We start from the raw sequence: 20355 nt of genomic DNA on the forward strand, positions 1-20355 counted from the left end.
AGGGTTCTGCCCTAAGCGTTTTATGCTTTGTTGAGGTGTATTTGCTTAGAATGACTAGGCGGCACACACCTCGCCGCGCCTAAAACGCTTAGGGCTAGAACAAAATTTCACCACCAAAGGTCAACAGCCCCTAGGGTTTGAACTCACTCACTTCTCACAATCGTGCACTCGGTAGCCCCATTGTCATCAAATTGTGCCAAGATGATTTTCAGCACAACGCCATTCATTGCCCATTAAATCAAGGAGATAACCATGGCCGCACATCTTGCTGTGTTTGATCTGGACGACACACTGGTGGAAGGCGATTCCATGTCCCGCTGGCACCAATATCTGATTGATATTGGCATGGTGAGCGATCCTGATTTTCTCAAAAAAGATGAAGAATACATGGACGCCTACTTCGCAGGCACTTTGGAGCTCGATGGGTATTTAGCATATAGCCTGTCGCCGTTAGTATCTTATTCCGTCGCGGATGTTGATGCGCTGGCAGCGCGCTTTGTCCAAGAGCGGATGTTGGAACATATCTATCCCGAAGCCAAAGCACGGTTTGAAACCTTGAGGGCAGAAGGTGCGTGCATTGCCATCATTTCAGCATCGCTCGGTTTTCTTGTGCATCCCATTGCGAAAGTGCTGGGAGCGGATGTATCGATGGGGGTCGATTTGGTGGTGGAGAATGATCAATATCAACCGAAACCAGATGGCATTCCTTCCTTTCGTGAAGGCAAGGTTCACCGTCTGGCGCAATGGATAGCAACGCTCGACGAGGATTTCGAACACGTCAGCTTCTATTCGGATTCAATTAATGATCTGCCGATGTGTCTGTTTGCCGATGAAGTGTACGTGGTGAATCCTTGCAGTCAGCTCTTCAAAAAGGCGGGCGAATATCAATGGCCTGTGCTGAAGTGGGGCTCGCACGCGGAATAAGGAGCCCCGGGCAGATTAAATAGCGTTGGATTCGTCGTCGTGAATACGCTCTAAGGCGGCAGCACGGCGTCTCTCTTCATCGGAAAAATAGGACTCTCTCAGCGCACTGAGTGCCTGCTCGCGTTCTGTGTCAGACAAATAACTCTCTTCCAATAGGCTCTGGCGCTCAGTCAGGTATTGCTGGAATTGATTGTTAAACTCAGCCTCTTCTTGTTCAAAGGCCTGCAACCTGAGTGCGGCTTCTTCCCCGACTAACTCATTCAACTGTTGATGCTTTTCGCTGTCATCCAGTGCTGATAGGGCATTCATTTCGCACAGTAAAGCCGCGTTTTGGTAACTCTCTTTCATGTCCGGTGGCAGTTGATCCAACTCGGCCTGCCACTGTGCGTTCATTGTATCCCGGTCGAGCCCCATGGTTTCCAACTGCATGCGTTTAATGGTCATTTCTCTGGCGAGGTTTTCCTCATAGAAAATGCGTTGGCGCTCGGCATCGGAAAAGTGTTCGGACTGCAGTTTCTGCGTTTGTTCATGAATGAATGTCAGGTAATTCAATCCGGATAAACCTTCAGGCATTGATATTCCCACCAGTGACTGGCGATAAGCTTGGTATTTCTCAAAAAGAACCTTCTGCTTCTCGCCGAAACTGAGGGTGTCTGCGAAGGCTTCGTAATCTGTGGTGATCTGGGCGAGATCGCGCTCGCCCAAGGTAGAGAGAAAGTACTCAAACGTATCACGATCAGAAGATATATCGACCTCCGTCCCTTCGTGGGAAGGTGCTCTCGCGACCGTGTTTTGCTCCGTTGAACCGGAGAAAAGATAAAGCGCGGCGAACAGCAAAATCCCGGCGATGATCAGAATTGCGATTTTATAGCTGGTGAACGTGATACGCATGAGACGTCTCCTTATTTACAACCCCTGACGCTTAAGGCGATTGGCGTGCTGACGATAAAGGGTAACGGGGTCGGTTTCGAAAAGATGATGAAGGCCAAACAGTTGATTTACTTCGTCAAGATGATTCATTCGGTAGTTACTGCGAATAACTTTACCGAGATGGGTTGAGCATCGTCCTACAAGGCCATCGTTAGCTTCTGAGAAGAAAAGGCCAGTGGCGAAAAGGACGGGATCACTGATATCGAACACGTTAGTGACAGTGCTGGTACCAGACCAGGAGTAGTAATACACACCGTTTGCTGCACGGTAAGAACCCTCTCCACAACGGCTGGTCGGCACACCTTCAGGGTATTTGGCATTGAACGCCAAAGAACCTTTAGTGGTTAGCGAATGCAATGAAGCTAACGGATCTTGCGGCAAGCTAGAACCCCCTGAAAGCAGGCTGATTAAGCCAGAGAGGGTGCGGGCAGCGGTAACTGCTAACGCTTCGCCTGCAGAACCGGGAGGGAAGGTGCCGCGAACAACATCAGCGAACTCAGAGCCCTTGTTGACACCGCCGACGCTGGTGACCGAAGCCACGTGCTGTGGCGCAACAGATGCCACATAGCGAGCGGTTGGACTGCCATGGCTATGACCAATCAGGTTCACCTTACTTGCCCCTGTCACGGCTTTCACCCAACGTACCTGACGCAGCAACTGCTCACCGCGTTTTTCGGAACTGTTAGTCGCCGACACCTGCGCCACAAACACTTTCGCGCCACTGCGGGTCAGCGCTTGTGGAATGGCGTGGAAGTAATCCATCCCCGCAATGCTGTCAAAGCCGAACAAGCCATGAACGAGCACGATAGGGTATTTGGTTTGGGTGTAACCTGTGGTGGTTGTGCCTGATGTGGTGGAGCCAGCAAATACTGAAAACGACGTGATGGTGAACAACATCGCTATAACGATTCCCTTCATTTCAATTTCCTCTGGTCAGTCCTCTGATGTCGATTAAATCTTAGCCAGTGGTTAACTTTGAGTCAGGTATCAAAAATGAGAATGAAAGGACTTTGTTAAATCAAGGTAAAAATTGCGTGGTTGGGAAAGCATCGAAAAGGCGAAGAACGGACTTACCGGACAAAGGAAGGGAAATGCGGATGGAATTGTCTTAACGTGCTGAAATTGGAGTGGTTTAGATAAATAAAAAAGGAGCGCATAGCGCTCCTTTCTTGTCGGGAATCGCCGCGCTTATTGCACGCCAATGCCCCATTTGATTTCGTTGCTGGAGTCGTCAACCACTTCATCGAGGTAGTTTTCAACTTGCTGCTCAACCAGTTTGTCTGGCTCTTCAAAGAACGCGATGTGATAGATGGCATCACCTTCGTTTACCAGTGGCAGGGTTTGCTGACCAATGATAATACCGCCTTGTGGTGCGTAGATTTGAATTTCTTCGCTACCGGTAGGCGCACTGATTGAAGCCAGAGACTGACCTTTGCTCACGCGCTGTCCAAGAAGAACGTGAGAGCGAAGAATGCCATCCGCTTCTGCACGTACCCAACGGGTGGCACGGGCAATCACAGGCTCAACATTGGTCTTTTTGCTTGCCTTACGGATCATGCCAAGGTGCTGCATTACACGCTTCACACCTTTCACACCTGCAGTAATGGCGTAAGGTTCGAAACGCAGCGCTTCACCGGCTTCATAAGTCAGTACCGGAATACCAATCTTTTCCGCTTCAGAACGCAGAGAACCTTCGCGCAGTGCAGCATCGATAACCACAGGAGTACCAAACGCCAACGCCATGTCATAGGTTTCTTCGTTGGAAAGGTTCGCACGGATTTGTGGAAGGTTGGTGCGATAAATCGCAGCCGTGTGCAGGTCAAGAATATGAGTACAGCGACGAACGATTTGTTCGAAGATCTGGTACGCCATACGACCCGCAATAGAACCACGCTCAGAACCCGGGAAACAGCGGTTCAGGTCACGGCGGTCTGGAAGGTAACGCGATTTATGAATGAAACCGAAAACGTTCACCACAGGAATCGCAATCACCGTACCTTTCAATGTGGCAGGGTTCAGACGATCCAAGATTTGGCGAACGACTTCAACGCCGTTTAGCTCATCACCATGAATGGCCGCGTTTATCATCAAAACAGGGCCGGGCTTCTTACCATGAATAACTTCCGCTGTTACAGATAGCGGAGAGTGTGTGTAAAGCTTAGCAACTTCAAATTCAACACTTGCGCGTTGACCTGGCGGGATACTCGTCCCGCCAATTTCGAATGCATTATTTTTGTTATTTGCTTTTGACACGTGTCCTTGTCCTCGGAGAAGAGACTATTTTCTCTATATGTTCAATGATCAGACCTGCCACGTCTTTACCGGTAGCAGTCTCGATCCCTTCAAGACCCGGTGAAGAGTTCACCTCCATCACCAGAGGTCCGCGCTCAGAGCGCAGCAAATCAACGCCTGCTACGTGAAGACCCATTGCCTTCGCAGCAGCAACCGCTGTTTTACGTTCCGTTGGGGTAATGCGTACCAGAGACGCACTGCCACCGCGGTGTAGATTAGAGCGGAATTCGCCTGGCAGTGCCTGACGCTTCATCGCTGCAATCACTTTATCGCCGATAACGAAACAGCGAATATCTGCGCCGCCCGCTTCTTTGATGTACTCCTGAACCATGATGTTGGCTTTAAGGCCCATAAAGGCTTCGATAACACTCTCTGCCGCTTTACGGGTTTCTGCCAGAACCACACCAATACCTTGGGTTCCTTCCAGCAGCTTGATGACCACAGGGGTACCGCCCACCATGTTCAGAAGGTCTTTAATATCGCCCGGTTTGCTCGCAAAACCTGTGATAGGCATACCAATATTCTTACGAGACAGCAGCTGGAGTGAACGCAGCTTGTCACGTGAGCGGGAAATCGCCACTGAATCGTTCAGGGTGTAGATTCCCATCATCTCGAACTGGCGCAAAACTGCACAGCCATAGAAGGTCACAGATGCACCGATGCGCGGAATAATGGCATCAAAACCCACCAGATCTTCACCCATCAAATGGATAGAAGGTTGGGTAGAGTTGATGTTCATGTAACAACGCAGCGCGTCAATAATTTTATATTCGTGGCCGCGTTGCTCACACGCCTCGATCAGGCGGCGAGTGGAATAAAGATTTTCGTTACGAGAGAGAATTCCAATTTTCATATAATTAACCTTGTTGCGCCTGAACGAGGAAAGATTTAACTGGATCGACCAACAGTCGATTTTCCATTGCGGTACGACCCAGCAACATTCTAAATACCATGGTGTCGCGTTTGGTCAGTGTCATTTCGATAGGGTATGACAAGTTACCAACCACCAGTGTTGTTTCGATGACATAACGCAAGGTCTCATGACCGCCAGAGTCGCGTACTTTGCGCATGTCTTTCACTTTTGCGTGACACTCTTTTTCGGTCATGTTGTCGTCTTGAATTGGGTGGATCATAAATTTCACCCACTTCTCGCCATCTTTTTCATATTCGGTAATGCCGAAAGTGTGCAAACACGAAGTACGTGCGCCAGTGTCCACTTTCGCTTTGATCGCAGTGATACCCAGATCTGGTAAGGCAACCCATTCACGCCAGCCAACAAGCAATCGGTCATTTGATAAAGCTTGGTTATTGTCCTCGACTGCTGGTCGAGCTGTGTTTTTGTCAGTCATCGCTGTCAATGCCCCAGGTAGTGATTTTCGAACGGATGGAGTGAGCGCATCAGTCGTTGACACTAACTCAAGTAAACGATAGTAGCTCGGCGGGAACATGCCGCTCACATTTGTAAGAACTGATTGAATAATCAAGACTATCGTTATCGCTGAATGCCCAGACAGGGCGACTGCTCAGCGTACCAGGCTCCGGCGGCGCTCATTTCATCCACTTACTCGGCACCGCACCAAAGAGCGCGCAAGTTACAGCTTTGCGAAGCTAGCGACAAGTCAATTTATTGCTTGTGACGATGAAATATATTGATGGATGCGGGATGTGAATTTTATGGAATATCAGGTGGTTGTGGTGAGAAACCACCCGATTACCATTGCACAAATTCGAGGTGTAAATCTGATTGATTGATGTGATGAAAAACGGGGGTGAGTGGGGTTACATCGCCGCGTATTGAAGGGTGGGAAAGTCGTCTCCACGGATCCACTCGCAAAGCACATCTACCAGACCTTCTTCATTGTCGTGCTGGCCAATTTGCTTTTCGACAAAACCATGCTTGCGCCAAAATCGTCGTGCTACCTCATTCATTTCAAAGGTATAAAGCTGAAGATTATCGCTGGTGGTTTCTTTGGCTAACTCGACCAAGGCGCTGCCAATGCCCTGATGCTGATACTCACAATCGACGTAAAGCTGGGTAATCACGTTCTCGTCAAACGCAATCATGCCCAGTACACGTTCGGAACGTCTTTCTAAAGCAAGATAGATGCGGTTCGTCGCCGTGAGAATACGGTTGAGGTAGTAACGATGTGCTTCAAAATCGTGAGCCTCGGGAATGCCCAAGGCTCGTTCTTTGCTATTGCGCCACATGGAAATGGTTTGTTCTGTGTAGCGCGGATGGTAATCAATAATTTCTATTCTTTTATGCATAACCCTGTATCTACGTTGTCCTTAACGTTAGGCAGGACTGAACTGTTGCAGTGTTCGGGTATAAAAGACGCTGTTTGGATCTTCAATATATTCCCCGAATGGCGAGCAAGCTTCGAAGCCGAAACGCTCATAAAGACGATGCGCTGGCTGAAATTCTGGTTCAGTACCTGTCTCTAAACTTAGACGCGTGTACTGACGCCTGCGTGATTCTTGGAGAATATGTGCGAGCAAGTTCGCAGCTACACCTTTTCTCAGGTGTTTTTGCGACGTGCGCATAGATTTGATTTCACCGTGCGACGGGCCAATTTTCTTTAGCGCGCCACAACCGGCCAGTTCACCCTCAATCCAGACACTCCAAAGAGTCACATCTGGGGCTTTCAAGGCACTGAGGTCAAGGGCATGCACGCTTTCTGGCGGGCTGATTTCGTGCATGTTATTGAGGTGTTCCTGGAGGAGGCCTTTAATTTCCGGGCCGTTTAGGTCGTCGATACGAATGTCCATGATGTCTTCCTCCAATCCTTTGAGTGAAAGAACATTTAGCATTGGCTTTGGGCGGTGTTCAAGCTGGCGTGAAAAGCGTAAAGGTATGTTGTTCTGAAACTATCAGGAAGGAATGACTTTAGTTGCGCTTTAAAGTGAAGGATGTGTCTATGTTGGGGTTGTTTGTAGGATGAATAAACTGAAATGATTCAAATCGAATATGCATCTGTTTGAGCGTAAATATTAGATTTGCTTCAACCTTTTCTGTGCTTTCGGCTGTATTTTGTCTTAACAATAAGTGCAGACGAAAAAGCCCCTTTGCAGGGGCTTTGAAAGCTTGATTAATGTGCGGGGTTCAGTGTCAGTTTCCGTTGCGTTCTTTGCTTGCTGTACACCATCAACACCAGACTCATCATCACCATGGCGATACCAAGCCATTGGTAAGGCCCCAATACTTCACCAACCAGGAAAATACCCAAGGTGACCGCAGCAACAGGGTTCAGCATGCTGATCATTGCCATGCTGTCTGCGCCAATCTTTTTGATTGACCGTGAAAATGCCCAGTAAGCGAAAGAGCTATTCAGCAAGCTGACCCAAACCAGCCCCGGTAATTCATGGGTGGTAATCGGTTTCGGTGTGCCTTCCACAATGAATGCCAATGGCACCAGTAAAAGACCGCCCAGTGTTAACTGCCAAGCTGTCAGGCGGAAAATGTCCGTGACTGGCCAGTCTTTCAGCCATAAGGAAGCTCTTGCCACTAACGCCGTTGCAGCCAGTGCCGCCGCCGCGCCGATAGCATCAATATCAGCACTTGGGTTCAAGATCATCACAATCCCAGAGAAGCCAACCAGCGCCAACAGCAGCATTTTCAGTTGTGGGCGTTTTCCTTCCACCAACCACTGCATCAGCATTAATTGCAGCGGTAAGGTTGCGCCAAGTGTGCCGGCGACAGAGCCCGGAAGACGGTAAGCCGCAATAAATAACAGCGGGAAGAAAGCAGCAATATTAAAGACGCTTAACAAGGTCATTTTTGACCAAGGTAGCGGAGGGCGTCCCGGCTTCAATAAAAGAAGCAACAGACCTGCAGGCAGTGCACGCCAAACTGCCACCCAAAAAGGCGAGAGATCGTGCAAAAAAAGACTGACAGCAGCGTAAGTGCTTCCCCATAAAATAGGAACCAATGCTGCTAACAGGTAATTGCCCACATGTGCCTCCGGTCAAAGTTTTTCAAAAAGTATCTTTTATGAAAGATAAAATATTCGCATTATCTCTTTTGATCAAGTATCTTTTTAAAAAGATAGATTGAGTGCCGAAGTGAAGGACACCATGAAAGCCGATCATGTAGATACCATCATTGCCCAATGGGCGACGCAAAGACCGGACTTAGACTGCTCACCAATGGGCGTGATTGGACGACTTGGAAGAGCGAAACAAATCATCACCCCGAAACTGGAAGACGTGTTTAAGGAAAATGACCTAAGCAGCATTGAATTCGATATTCTGGCTTCCCTCCGCCGCGCCGGCGAACCTGTTACCCCGACTGACCTTTATCAAACCCTTATGCTTTCATCCGGAGCCATGAGCACGCGCGTCGATGGCTTGGTGAAGCGTGGTCTTGTGATTCGACAAGCCAGCGAAACCGACAGAAGAAGCTGTCTGGTCACCCTGACCAAAGAAGGACAGGCACTGATCGACAAGGTCGTCGAGCAGCACATCGACAACGAACGACACATTTTGGAAGCGCTGACAGCCGATGAGCAAAAGCAGTTGGCTGGTCTGTTACGAAAATGGCTGGCGGCGAATGAATAGTGCTTTGCACTGAAGCTGAGACGCAAAACCTGGTTCCTTCGGTGCATACTCTCAGTAGAAAGGAGTATGCGAATGGAATTGATGAAAGTCAGCAAGCTGGTCGCCATGAATTTGAACTGGGTGCGGGGAGAAGATGCCCGGTTCAAATCCATCTTGAAAGAACTGAAGCAGGGCGCAGACATTAACGAAGCGATCCAACTTATCCGCTGTGCCTGTGGGAAGACTTACGTGTTGCAAGATGGTGGTCACCGAATCAGTGCCGCGTTTAAAATCTATCAGGACACAGGAAAAGACATCGACATTCCGGTGAACCTGTTTCAATCCTCCATTCCTTAATGGATGCTTCTTCGGCTGCGAACGCAGCGCATTTTTACCGTACTTAATTCGGCCTAGTTCTTTGTTTTTCATCTAAACATTGAGCCAAACCCAGCGCCTGTTATTCACTACAATCAAGGCCACCACCAAGAAATTTATTCAGGTTTCAGCAGTCCGTGACCTTCTTTCTCATCGCCATCTTGTTTCTTTTTGTTCTCGGCTATCTCGCCCAGACCACAGGGCTTTGCCTGGTGAAAGGGGTCAATCAAGCGTTAGATAAACGCCCCCAGTTTCTTATCGCTATTCTGACCAGCGGCGTACTAGGTTGGGTTTCTTTGTTGGTTGCAGACATGATGACCATAGAAGTGCCTTTTCGCGTTTATGCCATACAGTGGACGGCGCTGATCGGTGGCGTGCTGTTTGGCTTCGGAGCCGCCATGAATCAGGGCTGCGGTGTTTCGACCATCAGCAAATTGTCACGCGGTGACACCCTGATGATTGCGACCGTTTCCGGTTGGTTGATAGGTTGGATTCTGCTGGCGAGTATTGCTGACACTCTTCCCCCAAGGCTTTCCTCTGCCTTACCGCAATGGCATTTTACCGCCTTGTTGGTGGCTTCCTTGTTAATTGGCGCTGGCATTCTTCTGATCAAAAGATGGGATACACGGCTCTGGCTAAGCATGTTGGCGATTGGGTTGATGGGCAGCCTGACGTTTCTCTACGAACCCAAATGGACACCCAGCGGGTATCTTTCAGATTTGAGTCTTTCCGTTTGGGAAGAAACCGATGAACGAATGCCTTCTCTTGAACGTTCCCTGCTGCTTTTTGCTCTGGTGGCGGGCATGGCATCTGCGGCGCTGATAACACGTTCCTTCAAACTCAACCTCCAACCCTTCTATATGTATTGGCGGCACTTGTTTGCGGGTATCTTGATGGGCATTGGCGCTTCTCTCGCCGGAGGCGGAAACGACAGCCAATTGCTCTTGTCCCTGCCTGCCTTCTCCTTATCAGGTTTTGCCGCTGTTATGAGTATGTTGTTCGGTATATTCATAGGCTTACGTGTCCCCCGATTACTGAGAAGAACAACTATAGTGAGTTGATAATCCATTGCTTAAAAGCAACGTGGGGGAAGGATGATTCGATTAATCTATGCCAGTTCGGCGACCGTGGAATTTACGGAAAGTAAGTTAATGCAACTGCTTGGCAAGGCTCGTCAAAAAAACGGGGAGCTCGGTGTCAGTGGCCTTTTACTTTATGCGAAAGGCAACTTCTTTCAGGTATTGGAAGGCGAAGAACACAACGTCGACAAGCTCTATCAAAAGATTGAGCAGGACGATCGCCACAACAGAGTCGTTGTCCTTGATCGCTCCGAAATCAAAAAGCGGGCGTTTCCTGACTGGTCGATGGGGTTCCGTAATTTGGAAACGTTCGATAAATCCCAACTTCGTGGCTACAACGACTTTTTGGATCGCGATCTTTCCCCTGAAGAGTTTGGTGAGATGGGTGACGAAATCGTCGGTCTCATCGATCATTTCCGTTCGATTTGCTGACGACAAAGATCAAAAAAATTTTCCTCTCAATATCAAACACAAATAAGAAACTTTTTGCATGTCTCTTTTCTGAGTCATCCACTGACAAGTCCCAAAAGGTACTATTCGCGTAACAAGGAAGAGTAATGGTAAAGCGCTGGGTACTCCCTCAGTGCTCACCAAATAAACCATAATTTCAATAATATAGAAGTCAGTGGCTTGATCATAAAGCCGTTTGCAGGGTCGCTATAGGAGTGGAACTGAATCGGCGGAGGTAGTAGATCATGCTATATGTTGATGGACTGGTGACAGCGTTGCCTGTTGCCAATAAAGAAGCCTACAAGCGTCTGGTTCAGGACGCGATCCCCTTGATGCGCGCGTATGGTGCACTCAATGTGGTTCACTGCAATGAGCAGGAATCTTCAAGAAACGTGGCGTCATCCGGCTATGAAAATTGCCCGTCCGTGGTGCTGTTTTCCTGGATCATCTGGCCTTCGAGAGAGGCGAGAGATGAAGGAATGGAGCGGATGCTGTCTGACCCTCGCATCGACGACGTAATGAATCCCGTCTCGCTTAACGGTGAAAGGCTGGATTTAGACGAAGATTTCATTCCCAGCTTTCACTAACCGAAAGTACACTAACCCAGATAACCCGCTGAACCTCTAGCGGGTTTCTTTCCCTTTGCTGCGAGACAAAGATCCCAATTCTCCCTTTGAATCCATTACACCTGCTGTTGGGCAGTGCATGGTGATGAAAAAAAGGAGAAAGCAATGAGCCAGTACATCGTCAAAAAGCAAGATATCGAATCCATGGAAGGGCAGACCAAAACCCACTTCCTCAACCCCAATGCGGTGCGAACGGGCAAATCCCTCGGTGATTTGGTTGGCCTGTCTGGGCTGGGCTTCCACATTGTCGAGATAGAGCCAGGGTTTGATTCGACCGAATATCATGTCCACTACTTTGAAGACGAGTGTGTCTATATTCTTTCCGGTTCCGCCACTGTCACGATTGATGATGAAGACTTCGAAGTAGGTGAGGGCGACTTCATTGGCTACCCGGCAGGCGGGATGCCACACGTCATGACCAACACAGGCGATGAAACCCTTCGTTGCATTGTGGTGGGTCAGCGCCTTGACCACGATGAAGCGGATTACCCCAAGCAGCACAAACGTATCTTCAGAAACAAAAACCGACTGTGGCAGGTCGTGGACATCGAAGACATTGACTATCCAAATGCAGGGAAGAAGTAAGCCGTGATAAAGAAAAACGAAATTGCATTGGTGACAGGCGCGAGCCGCGGCATTGGGGCAGTCACCGCAAAATTGCTGGCAGCGCAGGGCTATACCGTGTGCGTGAATTATCACTCCCGCACTGATGCAGCAGACCAAGTAGTCAAAGAGATTGAAGAAAACGGCGGCAGCGCCTTTGCGGTAAAAGCAGATATTTCAAAGGAAGAGGGCGTTGCCACGCTGTTTGCCGCGATAGATGCCAATACAATGCCGCTGACGGGATTGGTGAACAACGCAGGTATCCTTTTCACACAAAGCAAGCTGGTGGAGCTAACCGCAGAGCGTATCAATAAAGTGCTAACAGCAAACGTCACCGGCAGTTTTCTCTGCGCCCGCGAAGCGGTAAAACGCATGAGCACCGAACGCGGCGGAAAGGGCGGCGCGATTGTTAACGTTTCCTCTGGCGCATCACGTACTGGCTCACCAGGCGAATATGTTGACTATGCTGCCAGCAAAGGTGCGGTAGATACCTTAACCATTGGGCTTGCCAAAGAAGTGGCCGCGGAAGGCATTCGGGTAAACGGCGTCAGACCGGGTCTCATTCACACCGATATTCATGCCGACGGCGGAGAGCCAGGCCGTGTCGCGAGACTTGCGCCGCGCATCCCTATGCAACGTGGCGGAGAGCCAGAAGAAGTTGCGAGAGCCATATGCTTTTTACTTTCCGAAGATGCGTCTTACACAACAGGCAGTATTTTGGACGCCACAGGTGGAGTGGTTTGATACTGAGTTGAGAGATGAAAAACAGAGCGAACGGGTTTCTTGTCCTATTGTTGGGTGTGGTTATCGGGGCAAGTGGCGGGTCTTTGATCACCTATCACGCCACCCGCGCTCAGATTCAAACGGCTGAAGTCCACAAAGACCTCGGCCAACAATTGCCAGCCAGAACTCCAGCCGTTACGCCTTTGGCGCCAAGCGAAGTACTCAACCCCGTTGCGGACATACTCCCCAATGCTGAACCTTTATCTGCGGCTAAACCCGCCTCCGTGCAACCAGTAACGGATGACCTTGTGTCTGCCAATGACAACGTTGAAGAAAATGGCATAGGAGATGAAACCTCTGGCGCATATGCCAAATCCTCAGAAGCTGATGTCGAAGACCAAGAAAGTGACGACCCTTACGAGCGGCTTCTCATGCCGTCAGAGTCCAATAAGGTCTTCAATCGCTTCCAAGAGAGGCATGCAGAGTTCGCCAAGCAAGAAAAGACCGATGAACATGCTCATATTGCCCAAGGCTTTCAGGACTACTTTGATCTTTACGTGGTTTCCCAAGACGCCCAGTTAGACAAAGCGGAATGCCGAGTTAATGCTTGTGAATTGAGGATCAGCAGCCCAAATAAGGTTTTCAATGTGACACAAAAAGTCGTGGATATTGTCAGGGAGCTCGATATAGAAGCAAAAGGCATGCAAGGCATTGATAGTTATGATGTTGAACTCGAAAGAAAGATCACGTTGCTCTTGATTGAGATGGAAGAGTTTGAGGGGTAGAGGGGAAGATGAATCGGGAAAGACACTGTTTCCATAGGACGCCATTAACCTTTAAGGCAATTAGGCATGACCTTTCTCATAGCGTCTGTCCCGATACGCTGTTTCAGCCTGCTTCTTTCAGATCACCGATATGCTTACACATACGGAAGTAAAGAAACGCAAACCAAACTTGAAAAAGTATCACTTCAAAGGGAGTCGTGACGATATCTTCCTCTAAAGGAAACACATAGAAATAGTAAACCCCTAAGCCAACCAGCATCGGTATCAACCAAGGCAATAACCTCAGCGTCACGACAAAATTGATACTGAAATAGCGCCCAAGAAAATCTGTACCCTTGTCTCCGCCATTGGCTTTATAGGCGAAAAAGGTTCCTACAATCGTAATTACAAGCAAACCGACGTCGTCAATTTTGTCCCAAAGGTTAGGGTTTTCCAAAGGGAAGTAGGCACCGAACGACATGCTAAGCAAACCCAGCACGATATATATCAAAACATAGCGAAAGCGATCTTTCTCCGAGAAACCGCCTTGCTTGATGTTGCTTTTTAGCGCTTCAATATTCCAAAAGTACATCTATCTTCTCCTGACATGCTTTGACTGGTGGGTACCCATCAAAGTGGCCTGGCAGCCTATTGCGTATCGCTCTGCCGACGCCACGGCAAAAACCAAAGGCATAGCATGACAAAAGCGATTGAGAATTATTACCACAAGAATACAGAACGTCGCCCCAATTGAGATGTAAAACAGATGTTCAACTGATGACTTGAAGGACTCGACGCAAAAAACCGTGAATCGCTTCTCACCCTTTACCCGCAGGCTCACGGTGGTAATGATTTGTTGCGCTAAGTGGGAAGATAAATCGGGTACTGAAAACCAATGTTTCGCAGTCTATTTAGACTTCTGAAACCATTGCTCTCGTGAGATCTTATAAAGACAATGCCTTTCTAAATCATGTCCTTTGGGGAGTTTTGGGTGGTCAAAGTTCTGGTTAACGTTTTCCATACCCAGCTTGGACATAACACGTTGAGAAGGTTTGTTGGGAAGCGCGGTAAATGCGTAAACCGAAGGTGAACCCAGCTTACAAAACGCAAACTCTAACGCGCCAAGTGCAGCTTCCGGGGCATACCCTTTTCCCCAATATTCAGAAGATAATCGCCAGCCAATCTCCACAAAGGGCGCACAAGGAATACCGCTCCGTTCATCTTGGCTGTGAAGCCCAACAAAACCGATAAATTGCCCCGTGGCTTTCAGTTCAACGGCCCAAAACCCCCAGCCTCTCTCGGTAATCAGCGATTGTATCCGCATCGCCTGTTCATTACTTTCTTCAAGGGAAAGAGTGGAAGGGAAGTACCGCATCACTTCTGGGTCAGCATTTAACTGGGCAAAAGGCGCAAAGTCTTCTTCTTTCCAATCCCGCAATATGAGTCGGTTTGTTTCGATCACAACTTAGTCCCCTTGATGATGATTAACGTTAAAGCTGGTCGTGATGGAGCAGAGCAGTCAGATGTGGTGTTGAGCAGCATCTTTGATATTGTATGCCTCCACACGCGCTATCACATCATCTAGCATCGTATTGGTGTTATCTGAAAGGCACTTTTAGAGCCTTAAAAGCATTTGTGCCTACAGTGATGTTCAAACTGGGTTCACGATCTTTTGGTGGTGGAAAATTTAATAAATCAGCACGTTATGACAATCATGATAGCTGTAAATCATATTGACCGTCGACGTTTTCTATATGCCGACGGTGTCATTTGAAACCAACGCTGACACGCCCGGAAAAAAGACGATTGCTCGGTAAAGCCCATCAAATAAGCGATTTCATTGGTACTAAGTGTCGTGTTATCAAGATAGTGCTTAGCCAATAAAATTCGTGTTTCCTCAAGGACACTCTTATAGGTGGTACTTTCTTGGGATAAACGTCTTTGCAATGTCCGTTTGCTCACATTCAGGCGACGCGCTATTCCCTCAGCGGAAGCATCCCCACTGGGTAGCGCGTCCTGAAGTGTCAATTTCACTTTGTCCACAATACAGTCGCTTTCTTCTTCCTTGGATAGTTGCCTTTTCAAGCTAGGCTCAATCTCTCTCCAAAAAGACTCATTACTCGAAATGAGCACGCGATCCGCATCTTCCAGTGAAAATGAAAGCGTTACACGGCGACTGACATCTATTCGACATTCCAATTTTTCTTCAATTAATGCACATCGCGAAGGCGCGCTAGCCGCTTTTGGTTTTATATAGAGACCTGTATGCAGCCGAGCGATAGAAACAAAGTAAATTAGTTCCATCAACGCAAAAGACGGAGGAGTCAGTACAGTCGGATTGGCGGTGACAAACTCAACAGTGAGGCCCTTTTTCCCTTTCATCACCTTAAGACCAAATGGCCCCATCAAAGGTTTAAAAACCGCTAATCGATGAAATGCTGCTGTGAGATTCTGGCTGCAAGAGAACGCAAAAATAGCAGGGTTTAATGGCGCTCGGGCATATACCTCACCCAGTCGGACCGGAAAGTCCGGCTTACTATATTCAGAGGCCATCACATCCCAAATGCGGAAATACGTATGTACATCAACACCTTTGTCGTCAGCGTGGAGTACACGATTGGACAGTTGCGCGCGTTCTAAAACACCTTGTGCTTGAATGTTCATTAAGCCACAGACCGATGAGATCATGTCAGCAACCTTGAAATACTTCGCCATATCCTCTCCACTGCAGCGGTCTTTCGCTTTTCAATCAATTAATAGAAGAACGCGTTGCAGTTTGTAAAATTTCAGGACAGGGATTGGCACCCATTGCCACTTAATTGGCATACCTCGCTAATGACGTCGTTCACGTATCACCTCACCATAAAGTGGAAAGCTAACTCGCTATCATTCAGAGAATTCAAAGGAGAGAGATAATGACAACGAATTATGCTGTTGGCGAAAATCGTGTGACCTTTTTCAGTGCAGACTATCAAATTGTTGCACTCCTCTTCCTTCCACCTAACTTTTCCTCTTCTGAATCTTATCCTGCCGTGACTATCACGCCACCAGTCACGGGTGTTAAAGAACAAACGGTTAGTGTTTATGCTCGAGCATTAGCACTACAAGGTTATGTCACTATAACCTACGACCAAAGAGGCTGGGGAGAAAGTGAAGGCCCGACGTTTCGTGCGAATCCGTATGAGTTCATCGAAGATGTACGTTCTGCCGTCAGCTTTTTACGAACACTCCCTTTCGTGGACAACGATAGTATTCACGGCATGGGTATTTGTATTGGCTCAGGCATTGCCGCTGTTGCCGCTGCATACGACGGGCGAGTGAAGTCTCTTGCTGTGGTGAGTGCTTACCTGGAAGCTGGTGATATCGCTTTTTCCGCACTGGGAGCAAAGGGATTACGTGAAATGATGGCGGGGCTAGCCCCCGCTCGCGACGCTCTATTTCAAAACAACGAAACAGTGTTAATTAAGCCCGTTCCAGAAACAGAGCAAGAAGTGGAGAATGAACCAGACCCTGTAGCAGTGGGGATGAGGGACTATTACTTGCCGGGAATGCCAGGCAGCACCTTGAATTGGCATAACAGGATAAGTCCTATCAGCTATGAGTCGGTTCTTAGCTTCTCTGTTTTTCATCACATACGCATGTTTGAAGCTATTCCAACCTTTCATGCTTATGGCTCTGAGGCTATTTCCCGACACGGAGCGGAGCGCTTTTTCAATGAAGCGAGCGGTCCGAAGAAAAGGTTGATCATCGAAGGTGCTGGACATTTCGACATGTATTGGCGCCCAGAGTGTGTTAACCCAACCGTAGAGGCAATTAGTGCATTCTTTGCAAATATTGATGCATAACGATGATGCTCCATTGTATCGAATGTCTCGGTGCACCTGTTTTTCTAGATAAAGGGAGGATAGACACTTTAACCACTAAGGTGGTGAAGTGTCTGTCCCAATTAGTTTCCGAACGAATTAGGCACTGCAACCGCGTAATGTCATCAGGGCCATGACGTGAGTCAGTGAAAGGCCGAATGTAGAGCGGCAGTCCAAAACCCATCTTCAAAATTCTAGCGGATGTTTGACGAACGGGGGAATCCATGTAGCTTTGTTAGTTTGCATTCTCTAAAAGAGATCTTTCTTCTTCTGCAGTAATAGATTTACCAAAATGAATCATAGATGAGCTCAATATTTTATTATCAAGTGTTTTTGCGAATACTTTACCTTGCAAGCCCCCGAGTTCATAGAATTCAGAAACTAGCTCACTTTCACTCCCTATTTTTTCAATTGATATAAGCTTTACATCTATTGAACTTCCGCCACTAACTGAAATATGTGGAGAAGGGTCACTGCTATGGAGAAATTCTTCTGTTCTGACCATGTCATCAAACTTCAATGACTCAATTTCACTGTTACTCTCTGTTTTCATAACAAATGATTTTTCTGCTTGCCCAAAAACTAACTTAGCCGCCATGTAAGGTTTAAATATTATTGGTGACTGCCCCAAATTTGATATGTTTACTTTCATTGAAATTTTTGCATTTTCGATGATTAATTTTCTCAATTGCTTTACAAGCTTTTCTTCATTGTATATTTCTGCACCTGCAAAATTCGAGTAGTATTCATGAAGAAATATTATATTCTTCGCATTGCCTTTAGCTATTGAGAAAGCGATATTTTTTAAGCTTTTTCTCTCTTGCTCTGAAAAATTATGATCTCGGTAATTTAGTCCAAAGCGTCCACAATGTACGTTCCACCCTTTGTCATCTTTTAGCTCTTCTACTGGAAAAATATTATCAAGAGATTCAAAGTCTTCTAGTGAAACAGGTAGTTCTGGAAAGTCCTTTCTTTTTAATGCTCCAATTACGGTTGCATTGACCAGTCGCCCATCAGATATAATGGGTGATCTCAACAATTTATTCTTTGCAAATTGTTGAGCTTCTCCATCTACAGTTATCTTCTCTAACCAACTATCTACGATTTCTTTTGTTTTCTGAAGCGCAGCAAGAACTTGTGTTGCATCGCGCTCTTTCTTCAGTAAATTATCGAAAGTAACAAAATGATCTAACCCATCAGACCAAACGCACTTGTCTCGGAGCTTGATCATTTCATCTGGAATTTCGACAATGTCACCTTCAAACCCTAATGCGGTTACATTCACTAAAGGTTTACTCCTTGACCAGTGTTTTTGCAAACCAACACCAATGACTCCTGATATTGCGCTAATACCAATCGCAGAAACAGTACTAATCCAATCCATTTAACTCTCCAGATAAATATAACTTGCAAACTAACAACTTATTAGCCGGCATAAAGCGAGTTTAATTCAAAATCATGACGCCTGATTACTCCCCATGTACCTAGCGCATCCGCTATACATTCCAAATAAATCAGCGCGTTAAGAACTTAAGCTTCTTGTAGTCGGCCAAAATCAGGCTTCCCAGACCAAAACCACTCAAATTTTCACTATCTGCTTCCAACAGACGCTTCACTCAAACAACAGGCTACCGCCCTCTGCTCCTCGGCAAACAACACGCCATCTCTGTCTAATTTATCCGGCGGAATGTACCACGAAGTGCATAAGTGAAGGCACGACTAAACTCGCAGATATCGCGTGATTGATGAGATATTGTTCAAATAAATCAGATAGTTGAAATTTAAGAGGGTTGGGTCAGCATTTCGTTACACTATCCCGGTTCAAAAAATAGGGTCGCGCCTCAACAATCACTCACATCTATGGAATAATCTCGCCACTCGTTAATGGACTAATGGAACAGATGTTGTTGTTTATGCGCTTTCTCTCCCGCGCCATTGCCGCTTTTTTGCTTTTACTACTCACACCAACCGCCTATTCTGTTGAACCACTCGATACTGATGCCATCGATCATGATCAAGGGATGTTTGACCGCCAACCGGTGACTGTCAGTGAGCCTATCTGCCGTAACAACCTCCGTACCCAGTTGCTCGCGCAGCAAATCGCGTTCAGTGACAGCGAAAACTCTCCTGAAGAACGCCGTCTGGCGGAAGAAAGCATTGATTATGCTCGTGATGTGTTCGCGGAAAGCCAGAGCTACTGCAAGGCCAGTTTCGCCCTCACAGAGTTTCTTGATAAAGATTTGCTGGAACAGGCACAGGTGCCGAAGTCTGGACAAGTCCAGAGCTTCGACCCCTGATAGTGACTGTTAGAGTATATTCAGCGAGGCGTGTTTCTTGCGGTAAGCCAGCGGGCTGACGCCTTTAATGCGTCTGAACTGACGGCTGAAATTCGCTAGATTGTGGAAGCCCACGGTTTGGCTGATGTCTGCAATGGTGTCGTCGGTATCACTCAGTAACACGCAGGCGCGCTGAATCCGCACCCGGTTGACGAAGTCAGTGAAGCGGTGTCCTGATGACTGATGGAAGAAACGCGAGAAGTAGGACTCTGTCATTCCCAGTCTGTCCGCCATGGTTTTCAGCCGGATAGGTTGCTGGTAGTTCGCCATCACATAGTCGACAACATCATTGATACGGGTTTGCAGTGTGCCGGCATCTTTCACTTCAGACGCGGGCAAGCTTGAGAGAATGCGGGTATTTCGCTGGCTCAGGTAATCCAGAAACGCGAGAAAATTCACCAAGCGGGTGACACCCGAACTTTCCCTGACCTTCACAAAAAACTCGACGGCTTTTTCAAAGGGCACGTTGAGAAATTCCAACCCCATTTTGGCTTGTTCTAACACCGGGGCGAGCTGCGCCAGCTCTGGAAATGACTTGGTTGCCTTATCAAACAAGTCCGGTTCGAACACGATGACCATATCGCGCAGCTGATGGCTTTCACCGGGTGCTAAATTGCTCTCCCAGTTGTGCGGAAGCCAGGGACCAACCAGTGTCAGTTGACCGGGAGAAAAGGGGCCAAGGTAATTGCCAATCATGGCCTTGCCGTTGGTTTTCACAATCAGATGCAGTTCATACTGCTCATGAACATGCCAATGGATACAGGAAGCGGGCACGCCATGTTCTTTGTAGAAGATGGACTGCTCGTCGATTTGTATAAATTCCCAAACGGGATCCTTGGCTGCAGACATAACTC

24 protein-coding genes are annotated in these 20355 nt (G+C 47.7%); 11 read left to right on the plus strand and 13 right to left on the minus strand.

Annotation, left to right across the window (positions count from 1 at the left end):
• The first annotated feature begins 252 nt into the window (after positions 1 to 252).
• On the plus strand, positions 253 to 924 hold the full coding sequence (locus D515_RS12555) for an HAD family hydrolase (protein ID WP_002538964.1): 672 nt from the start codon (positions 253 to 255) through the stop codon (positions 922 to 924).
• Positions 925 to 939: 15 nt separating this feature from the next.
• On the opposite strand, the gene D515_RS12560 is transcribed toward D515_RS12555, so the two are convergent.
• From D515_RS12560 to D515_RS12595, 8 genes are all read right to left on the minus strand, one after another.
• Positions 940 to 1815, minus strand: a complete 876-nt coding sequence (locus D515_RS12560; protein WP_002538965.1) for a lipase secretion chaperone — start codon at positions 1813 to 1815, stop codon at positions 940 to 942.
• Positions 1816 to 1830: 15 nt separating this feature from the next.
• Positions 1831 to 2772 carry a lipase family alpha/beta hydrolase gene (locus D515_RS12565; protein ID WP_039850051.1) on the minus strand — a complete coding sequence of 314 codons (942 nt, stop codon included), beginning with the start codon at positions 2770 to 2772 and terminating at the stop codon, positions 1831 to 1833.
• A gap of 270 nt (positions 2773 to 3042) precedes the next feature.
• Positions 3043 to 4107, minus strand: coding sequence for a succinylglutamate desuccinylase/aspartoacylase family protein (locus tag D515_RS12570; protein WP_002538968.1), 1065 nt, complete (start codon positions 4105 to 4107; stop codon positions 3043 to 3045).
• Complete coding sequence (rimK, locus tag D515_RS12575; RefSeq protein WP_002538970.1) at positions 4091 to 4999, minus strand: 30S ribosomal protein S6--L-glutamate ligase; 909 nt, start codon at positions 4997 to 4999, stop codon at positions 4091 to 4093. The genes D515_RS12570 and rimK overlap by 17 nt, the downstream gene beginning before the upstream one ends.
• A 4-nt stretch (positions 5000 to 5003) precedes the next feature.
• Positions 5004 to 5495 (minus strand): ATP-dependent zinc protease family protein, encoded by a 492-nt coding sequence (locus D515_RS12580; RefSeq protein ID WP_002538971.1) that lies wholly within the window; start codon positions 5493 to 5495, stop codon positions 5004 to 5006.
• Positions 5496 to 5925: 430 nt separating this feature from the next.
• The gene (locus D515_RS12585; protein WP_046304973.1) at positions 5926 to 6414 is read right to left on the minus strand and encodes a GNAT family N-acetyltransferase; all 489 of its coding nucleotides are present in this window, start codon (positions 6412 to 6414) and stop codon (positions 5926 to 5928) included.
• A gap of 27 nt (positions 6415 to 6441) precedes the next feature.
• Positions 6442 to 6915 carry a GNAT family N-acetyltransferase gene (locus D515_RS12590; protein ID WP_039850053.1) on the minus strand — a complete coding sequence of 158 codons (474 nt, stop codon included), beginning with the start codon at positions 6913 to 6915 and terminating at the stop codon, positions 6442 to 6444.
• Positions 6916 to 7235: 320 nt separating this feature from the next.
• Positions 7236 to 8099 carry a DMT family transporter gene (locus tag D515_RS12595; RefSeq protein ID WP_002538977.1) on the minus strand — a complete coding sequence of 288 codons (864 nt, stop codon included), beginning with the start codon at positions 8097 to 8099 and terminating at the stop codon, positions 7236 to 7238.
• 121 nt (positions 8100 to 8220) lie between these two features.
• Here D515_RS12595 and D515_RS12600 point away from each other — a divergent pair, with 121 nt between their 5' ends.
• From D515_RS12600 to D515_RS12635, 8 genes are all read left to right on the plus strand, one after another.
• A complete protein-coding gene (locus D515_RS12600; RefSeq protein ID WP_002538978.1) occupies positions 8221 to 8703 on the plus strand; it encodes a MarR family winged helix-turn-helix transcriptional regulator in 483 nt (160 codons plus the stop codon).
• A gap of 72 nt (positions 8704 to 8775) precedes the next feature.
• A complete protein-coding gene (locus tag D515_RS12605) occupies positions 8776 to 9039 on the plus strand; it encodes a hypothetical protein (RefSeq protein ID WP_002538979.1) in 264 nt (87 codons plus the stop codon).
• Positions 9040 to 9194: 155 nt separating this feature from the next.
• The gene (locus D515_RS12610; RefSeq protein ID WP_002538980.1) at positions 9195 to 10118 is read left to right on the plus strand and encodes a YeeE/YedE thiosulfate transporter family protein; all 924 of its coding nucleotides are present in this window, start codon (positions 9195 to 9197) and stop codon (positions 10116 to 10118) included.
• A 33-nt stretch (positions 10119 to 10151) separates the two neighbouring features.
• The gene (locus D515_RS12615) at positions 10152 to 10568 is read left to right on the plus strand and encodes a BLUF domain-containing protein (protein WP_039850055.1); all 417 of its coding nucleotides are present in this window, start codon (positions 10152 to 10154) and stop codon (positions 10566 to 10568) included.
• 263 nt (positions 10569 to 10831) lie between these two features.
• Complete coding sequence (locus tag D515_RS12620; protein WP_002538982.1) at positions 10832 to 11173, plus strand: DUF1428 domain-containing protein; 342 nt, start codon at positions 10832 to 10834, stop codon at positions 11171 to 11173.
• Between the two features lie 144 nt (positions 11174 to 11317).
• On the plus strand, positions 11318 to 11797 hold the full coding sequence (locus D515_RS12625; RefSeq protein ID WP_002538986.1) for a cupin domain-containing protein: 480 nt from the start codon (positions 11318 to 11320) through the stop codon (positions 11795 to 11797).
• Positions 11798 to 11803: 6 nt separating this feature from the next.
• The gene (locus D515_RS12630; protein ID WP_192815507.1) at positions 11804 to 12559 is read left to right on the plus strand and encodes an SDR family oxidoreductase; all 756 of its coding nucleotides are present in this window, start codon (positions 11804 to 11806) and stop codon (positions 12557 to 12559) included.
• 14 nt (positions 12560 to 12573) lie between these two features.
• The gene (locus tag D515_RS12635) at positions 12574 to 13323 is read left to right on the plus strand and encodes a hypothetical protein (RefSeq protein ID WP_002538989.1); all 750 of its coding nucleotides are present in this window, start codon (positions 12574 to 12576) and stop codon (positions 13321 to 13323) included.
• A gap of 103 nt (positions 13324 to 13426) precedes the next feature.
• Here D515_RS12635 and D515_RS12640 read toward each other — a convergent pair whose 3' ends face one another.
• The 3 genes from D515_RS12640 to D515_RS12650 all read right to left on the minus strand — a co-directional run bounded on the left by D515_RS12640 (position 13427) and on the right by D515_RS12650 (position 16017).
• Positions 13427 to 13894: a hypothetical protein gene (locus tag D515_RS12640; RefSeq protein ID WP_002538990.1), complete on the minus strand. Its 468-nt coding sequence runs from the start codon at positions 13892 to 13894 to the stop codon at positions 13427 to 13429.
• Between the two features lie 315 nt (positions 13895 to 14209).
• Positions 14210 to 14764: a GNAT family N-acetyltransferase gene (locus D515_RS12645; protein ID WP_002538991.1), complete on the minus strand. Its 555-nt coding sequence runs from the start codon at positions 14762 to 14764 to the stop codon at positions 14210 to 14212.
• Between the two features lie 266 nt (positions 14765 to 15030).
• On the minus strand, positions 15031 to 16017 hold the full coding sequence (locus D515_RS12650) for an AraC family transcriptional regulator (RefSeq protein WP_039850056.1): 987 nt from the start codon (positions 16015 to 16017) through the stop codon (positions 15031 to 15033).
• 200 nt (positions 16018 to 16217) lie between these two features.
• Between D515_RS12650 and D515_RS12655 the strand changes: the two genes are divergently transcribed.
• Positions 16218 to 17147, plus strand: coding sequence for an alpha/beta hydrolase (locus tag D515_RS12655; protein ID WP_002538995.1), 930 nt, complete (start codon positions 16218 to 16220; stop codon positions 17145 to 17147).
• 253 nt (positions 17148 to 17400) lie between these two features.
• Here D515_RS12655 and D515_RS12660 read toward each other — a convergent pair whose 3' ends face one another.
• Positions 17401 to 18549 carry a hypothetical protein gene (locus D515_RS12660; protein ID WP_002538996.1) on the minus strand — a complete coding sequence of 383 codons (1149 nt, stop codon included), beginning with the start codon at positions 18547 to 18549 and terminating at the stop codon, positions 17401 to 17403.
• A 508-nt stretch (positions 18550 to 19057) separates the two neighbouring features.
• Between D515_RS12660 and D515_RS12665 the strand changes: the two genes are divergently transcribed.
• Positions 19058 to 19462, plus strand: a complete 405-nt coding sequence (locus D515_RS12665) for a hypothetical protein (RefSeq protein WP_152442371.1) — start codon at positions 19058 to 19060, stop codon at positions 19460 to 19462.
• A 9-nt stretch (positions 19463 to 19471) separates the two neighbouring features.
• On the opposite strand, the gene D515_RS12670 is transcribed toward D515_RS12665, so the two are convergent.
• Positions 19472 to 20350 (minus strand): helix-turn-helix domain-containing protein, encoded by an 879-nt coding sequence (locus tag D515_RS12670; protein WP_002538998.1) that lies wholly within the window; start codon positions 20348 to 20350, stop codon positions 19472 to 19474.
• Positions 20351 to 20355: the final 5 nt, after the last annotated feature.

Origin of the sequence: Grimontia indica, assembly GCF_000333895.2 — a bacterium.
GTDB classification, from domain to species: Bacteria; Pseudomonadota; Gammaproteobacteria; order Enterobacterales; family Vibrionaceae; genus Enterovibrio; species Enterovibrio indicus.

Excerpts from the sequence above, each read along its gene's own strand:
- D515_RS12580 (WP_002538971.1), bottom strand. The coding sequence starts at position 5,495 with ATGACTGACAAAAACACAGCTCGACCAGCAGTCGAGGACAATAACCAA.
- D515_RS12605 (WP_002538979.1), top strand. The coding sequence starts at position 8,776 with ATGGAATTGATGAAAGTCAGCAAGCTGGTCGCCATGAATTTGAACTGG.
- D515_RS12565 (WP_039850051.1), bottom strand. The coding sequence starts at position 2,772 with ATGAAGGGAATCGTTATAGCGATGTTGTTCACCATCACGTCGTTTTCA.
- D515_RS12660 (WP_002538996.1), bottom strand. The coding sequence starts at position 18,549 with ATGGATTGGATTAGTACTGTTTCTGCGATTGGTATTAGCGCAATATCA.
- D515_RS12665 (WP_152442371.1), top strand. The coding sequence starts at position 19,058 with ATGGAACAGATGTTGTTGTTTATGCGCTTTCTCTCCCGCGCCATTGCC.
- D515_RS12625 (WP_002538986.1), top strand. The coding sequence starts at position 11,318 with ATGAGCCAGTACATCGTCAAAAAGCAAGATATCGAATCCATGGAAGGG.
- D515_RS12640 (WP_002538990.1), bottom strand. The coding sequence starts at position 13,894 with ATGTACTTTTGGAATATTGAAGCGCTAAAAAGCAACATCAAGCAAGGC.
- D515_RS12560 (WP_002538965.1), bottom strand. The coding sequence starts at position 1,815 with ATGCGTATCACGTTCACCAGCTATAAAATCGCAATTCTGATCATCGCC.
- D515_RS12670 (WP_002538998.1), bottom strand. The coding sequence starts at position 20,350 with ATGTCTGCAGCCAAGGATCCCGTTTGGGAATTTATACAAATCGACGAG.
- D515_RS12615 (WP_039850055.1), top strand. The coding sequence starts at position 10,152 with ATGATTCGATTAATCTATGCCAGTTCGGCGACCGTGGAATTTACGGAA.
- D515_RS12585 (WP_046304973.1), bottom strand. The coding sequence starts at position 6,414 with ATGCATAAAAGAATAGAAATTATTGATTACCATCCGCGCTACACAGAA.
- D515_RS12590 (WP_039850053.1), bottom strand. The coding sequence starts at position 6,915 with ATGGACATTCGTATCGACGACCTAAACGGCCCGGAAATTAAAGGCCTC.
- D515_RS12620 (WP_002538982.1), top strand. The coding sequence starts at position 10,832 with ATGCTATATGTTGATGGACTGGTGACAGCGTTGCCTGTTGCCAATAAA.
- D515_RS12635 (WP_002538989.1), top strand. The coding sequence starts at position 12,574 with ATGAAAAACAGAGCGAACGGGTTTCTTGTCCTATTGTTGGGTGTGGTT.
- D515_RS12555 (WP_002538964.1), top strand. The coding sequence starts at position 253 with ATGGCCGCACATCTTGCTGTGTTTGATCTGGACGACACACTGGTGGAA.
- D515_RS12650 (WP_039850056.1), bottom strand. The coding sequence starts at position 16,017 with ATGGCGAAGTATTTCAAGGTTGCTGACATGATCTCATCGGTCTGTGGC.
- D515_RS12655 (WP_002538995.1), top strand. The coding sequence starts at position 16,218 with ATGACAACGAATTATGCTGTTGGCGAAAATCGTGTGACCTTTTTCAGT.
- D515_RS12600 (WP_002538978.1), top strand. The coding sequence starts at position 8,221 with ATGAAAGCCGATCATGTAGATACCATCATTGCCCAATGGGCGACGCAA.
- rimK (WP_002538970.1), bottom strand. The coding sequence starts at position 4,999 with ATGAAAATTGGAATTCTCTCTCGTAACGAAAATCTTTATTCCACTCGC.